General features: G+C 41.2%; 5 protein-coding genes. 1 reads left to right on the forward strand and 4 read right to left on the reverse strand.

Annotated features, from left to right (window positions below):
* Positions 1-89: 89 nt before the first annotated feature.
* Together B7Y67_RS12130 and B7Y67_RS12135 are read right to left on the reverse strand one after the other, a co-directional pair.
* The gene (locus tag B7Y67_RS12130) at positions 90-308 is read right to left on the reverse strand and encodes a YdcH family protein (protein ID WP_293598868.1); all 219 of its coding nucleotides are present in this window, start codon (positions 306-308) and stop codon (positions 90-92) included.
* 147 nt (positions 309-455) lie between these two features.
* A complete protein-coding gene (locus tag B7Y67_RS12135) occupies positions 456-950 on the reverse strand; it encodes a hypothetical protein (protein WP_293598869.1) in 495 nt (164 codons plus the stop codon).
* A 163-nt stretch (positions 951-1,113) separates the two neighbouring features.
* Here B7Y67_RS12135 and B7Y67_RS12140 point away from each other — a divergent pair, with 163 nt between their 5' ends.
* Positions 1,114-1,632 (forward strand): GNAT family N-acetyltransferase, encoded by a 519-nt coding sequence (locus B7Y67_RS12140; RefSeq protein ID WP_293598870.1) that lies wholly within the window; start codon positions 1,114-1,116, stop codon positions 1,630-1,632.
* A 35-nt stretch (positions 1,633-1,667) separates the two neighbouring features.
* Here B7Y67_RS12140 and B7Y67_RS12145 read toward each other — a convergent pair whose 3' ends face one another.
* Together B7Y67_RS12145 and B7Y67_RS12150 are read right to left on the reverse strand one after the other, a co-directional pair.
* Complete coding sequence (locus tag B7Y67_RS12145) at positions 1,668-2,546, reverse strand: phosphate/phosphite/phosphonate ABC transporter substrate-binding protein (RefSeq protein ID WP_293598871.1); 879 nt, start codon at positions 2,544-2,546, stop codon at positions 1,668-1,670.
* On the reverse strand, positions 2,536-4,070 hold a 1,535-nt coding region (locus tag B7Y67_RS12150; RefSeq protein ID WP_293598872.1), incomplete at its 5' end, for a bifunctional diguanylate cyclase/phosphodiesterase. The genes B7Y67_RS12150 and B7Y67_RS12145, both read right to left, overlap by 11 nt.

The following is a 4,070-nucleotide window of genomic DNA, read 5'->3' on the forward strand; positions in this document are numbered from 1 at the left end:
TAATGCAGATGTTGATGACAAAAACTAGCCATGTGTGCTGTGTGGTAAACGCCGTTCACAGCACCATTGTCGATAGCAAACTTGAAATTTTAAGCCTGGCTAGCCTTGACTAGAATTGCGTAGAGTTGGTCTTTTAAATTCAATTTCTCTTTTTTGAGAGTTTCAATTGTCAACTCAGAAGCCTGCTCAACATTGGCTTCAAAATTTTGAATTTGCTGGTCAATCTCGTTATGACGCTCAAACAGTTTAGTAAAGTGCAAATCTTTGTGTTTAAGCTGGGTGATTAAATCGCGATACTCTGGAAACATGGAAAATCCTTATAAATTAATGAGGTAACTACACTTTTATTTTACGTCATTCATAAAATTTTCGGTTTCAGAAAAGTGCTGGGCTTGACCTACATCAATCATTCAGCGCTTAAAAATAAATACCGCTCGCCTGCATTTTGTAAACAATTAAGTTGAGCCTTTAAACTCATCCCAAGAGGCTTCTGATACTTTATAAGTGGGCGAACCATTTGTGGCGTTTTGCACATCTAAGAAATAAGCGTCGTCCGTTTCAACTTCGGCTTTGGCTTCTTCTAACATGGCGTCTCTATGCATCACCACTGGGAAACGCCAATAAATTTTCTCTACAGTGTTACCGGTTTTTTGAAAAATGTGGGCAATCAGGTTATTTTCAAGCACATTGGAATAGCGAAAACGTTTTAACGGCTGCGACTCAATCAATGTCACGAAGCGTCTCAGGCCTTCAAGCTGATAGCAACTGACGCGAACCTCGGCACCCGTGTGAGTGAAATAGTCAGTAATGAATTCTGTAATCGTTTGCGTTGCTTTTGCCAGCTCTCTTTTTTTGTGAAATAAATACAACACATAACTGAGCAAAATTACAATATCAGCAGCCACAATATAAATGGAGAGTGAGTCCAAAGTGAGCGTTAATGTAAACATGATAAATCCTTGTCATCCATAGGCAGCATGCGCTTCACAGCAAAACGCATTAAGCTAATACTATCATTAGTTGTATAAAAAACTGCAAGCTTATGCGCTTGAACTGTAATTAATGGTGTAAATTTCATTACCCCAGTTAAGTCTTCAAGAACCCTTATCTATCATGACCATTAGTTTCAGAATCGCCAATGTTGAAGATGTTGATTCAATTATTGAATTAGTGAACGCAAGCTATCGCCCCACAAATCCTCATGCCAGCTGGACTAATGAATCCAAAATTGTACGCGGCAACAGGCTTAATCAACAACAAGCCACAGACCTGATTCAAAATAGCAATAACAGCTTATTACTAGGGTTTAAGCATAAGCAATTAGTGTGTTGTGTTCTCATAGAAAAAACTACAGATAGCGCCAAAATCGGCTTACTCACCGTTGCAATTACCCATCAGCAACAAGGCATAGGCAAGCAAACGCTATCAGCTGCCGAAGACTATATTGCTAAAAATTTAGGCCTGAATAAAATCAATATGAACGTACTCCTAGTGCGCGCAGAACTGATTGATTTTTATTGCCGGCATGGTTATAAAAAAACTGGCATCGTGAAACCATACCCAGCTAACTTAGGCGTAGGCGAACAGCTGATACAAAATCTTGCATTTGAAATTCTAGAAAAATATCTATAAAACATAAGGTGGTTATCTGATGCGGCCATCTCAATTTATTCGTAGGCCTGAATCACCGCTTGATACTCAGCATCATTGGTTTCAACTAACTTTACCAAATTTAAATTGCGCAACATGGGTGCCAATTCTGTGGCATGGTTGAAAAATACTTGTCTGATTTTTGACTTGAGTGGCTCACACAGATTGCTTCGGTAAACTGTGGGCTCATTTGGAATAGGATTGGATTGCCACAACACTTTAAAATCATTGTTGCGAAATTTATGCGCTTTTATCTCTTCATCCAAACGCATGCTGGCTACAAAAGCAGCATCGCTAAACCCTTTATGCACTAGCTTGATTGCCGCTTCGTGTGAACCTGAATATAAAATTCTTTCAAAGAAAATATTAAGCGGCATGCCTACTGTGGCAGAAAACATTTTTTGTGGCACTATCGCCCCAGAAGTGCTCGCAGGGTCGGTCAGGTTTAATGTAGCGCCTCGTAACGCATCAAAGCTTTTATAAGGGCTGTCACTTTTCACAATCAAAATGGATCGGTAGTACTTTCCTTCTTCGGTAAAGTGGCCTTTAGTGTGTGAATAAGTGGCAAAAGCTTCAATCGCATTGGCATCACGTTTTTTGGTCAATGCATAAGAACCAGCACCAAGCTCAGCAATATCCACCGCATTGGATAACAAGCCTTCAATCACTGTGCCATAAGAGGTGGGTTGCAACACCTCTACTTTGCGATTCAGGTTTTTTTCTAGCAGGCGCAGCAAAGGCTGATAGTAACGCAACTGCTCTACCATGTTCTTTTTGGGAATCAAGGCAAAACGGATGGGCGTAGGGTCTTCGCATGACTTTTGCTCAGCATAAAGATTGCTGCTAAATATGCTTGCAGCGAAAGCCAACATCAATCCGATTAATTTAAGTTTCATTATGAAATAGCACTTCTTTTATCATCAAAGCTTCAGCTTTTTCTGCGGACACTGCCCGACTAAAATAATAACCTTGCACTTGGTCGCATCCTGCAGTTTTCAGGTGTACGAGTTGATCGATGGTTTCCACCCCCTCTGCCACCACCTGCTTGCCCAAATTGTGGGCTAAGGTAATGGTAGAGTTCACAATAATTGCATCATCGTGACTATTTTTAATATCCGCGATAAACGCTTTATCAATTTTGATCACATCAATCGGTAAGGTTTTGATGTAGCTCAAGCTGGAAAATCCGTTGCCGAAGTCATCTAACGCTACAGTGACGCCGGTCGCTTTAATTTTTTTCAACTTAGATTTCACCTCATCAAAATTATCAATCAAACTCGTTTCGGTGATTTCAATTTCAAGGTCTTGGTGCGCCAAGCCAAACTCTTTAATACATGCATCAATATAGCCTGCCAATGTGTCATCTTTAAGTTGCTGTGCAGACACATTGACCGCCACTCTAACCGCTGGGATTTGCTTATCTTTCCAAAGCCTAATTTGCTGACATGCAGCGCGGATAACCCACATTCCCAAATCCAGAATGTGGCCAGTATTTTCTGCCAGCGGAATAAATTCGCTCGGATAAATTAACCCTTGCTGCGGATGATTCCAGCGGATTAAGGCTTCAAGGCCGACAATTTTAAAACCACTGACTTCCACTTTGGGTTGGAAATGCAGCACAAACTCATCATTAAGCAATGCGCTAGTGAAGCGCTGCTCTAATTCAAACTGCAAGATATTAGTGCTGTTAAGGCTAGGGTCAAAAAACGCGTAACTCCCCGATTTAGATTGTTTAGCTTGGTACATCGCCAAGTCAGCATGGCGAATAAGTGCCTGCAAATCATTACCATCGCGTGGCGAAATAGCAATGCCTATACTGGCTAAAATCTGAATATCATGGCCATCCAAATTTAAGCATGGTGCAGCGATGGTGCTTACAATTTTTTCTGCAATCTCTACCACATCCGATTCTTTTTCCAACTCCGTCAACATAATCACAAACTCATCTCCACCAAAGCGTGAAGTAATGTCCGAAGCACGTAACATTTGCTGCAACCGAGTAGCTACTGTTTTTAACAGCAAATCCCCAATATGATGCCCCAAACTGTCGTTTATAGATTTAAAGCGATCCAAGTCAATAAACAACACAGCACTAAAACTACGTGCACGTTTATTGCGGATTAAATGGCTAGCACCCAGCTCCATAAACATGCGCCGATTACATAAGCCTGTGAGATGATCTTTAGAAGCAATATCCAAGGCGCGGCTGCGCTCGCCTTCTAGGTTGGCGATTAACAGATTTTTCTCATCCTCTGACTTGGCCAACATATTGAAGCTGCGCCGCTGCCATTGCATCATTAAATTCAGCCAAAATGCACCCCCTAGCAACATCAAACTAAATAGGGTCAGCACTACAAAATACTTTTGTTTGAGTGACTGATGTTCACGCAAAATATCGTTGATTTCACGCGACACCAGAA

It is taken from the genome of Polynucleobacter sp. 35-46-11 (genome assembly GCF_002281105.1).

Bases quoted from the DNA above. Each gene is read 5' to 3' on its own strand.
- B7Y67_RS12140 (WP_293598870.1), top strand. From the start codon at position 1,114: ATGACCATTAGTTTCAGAATCGCCAATGTTGAAGATGTTGATTCAATT.
- B7Y67_RS12130 (WP_293598868.1), bottom strand. From the start codon at position 308: ATGTTTCCAGAGTATCGCGATTTAATCACCCAGCTTAAACACAAAGAT.
- B7Y67_RS12145 (WP_293598871.1), bottom strand. From the start codon at position 2,546: ATGAAACTTAAATTAATCGGATTGATGTTGGCTTTCGCTGCAAGCATA.
- B7Y67_RS12135 (WP_293598869.1), bottom strand. From the start codon at position 950: ATGTTTACATTAACGCTCACTTTGGACTCACTCTCCATTTATATTGTG.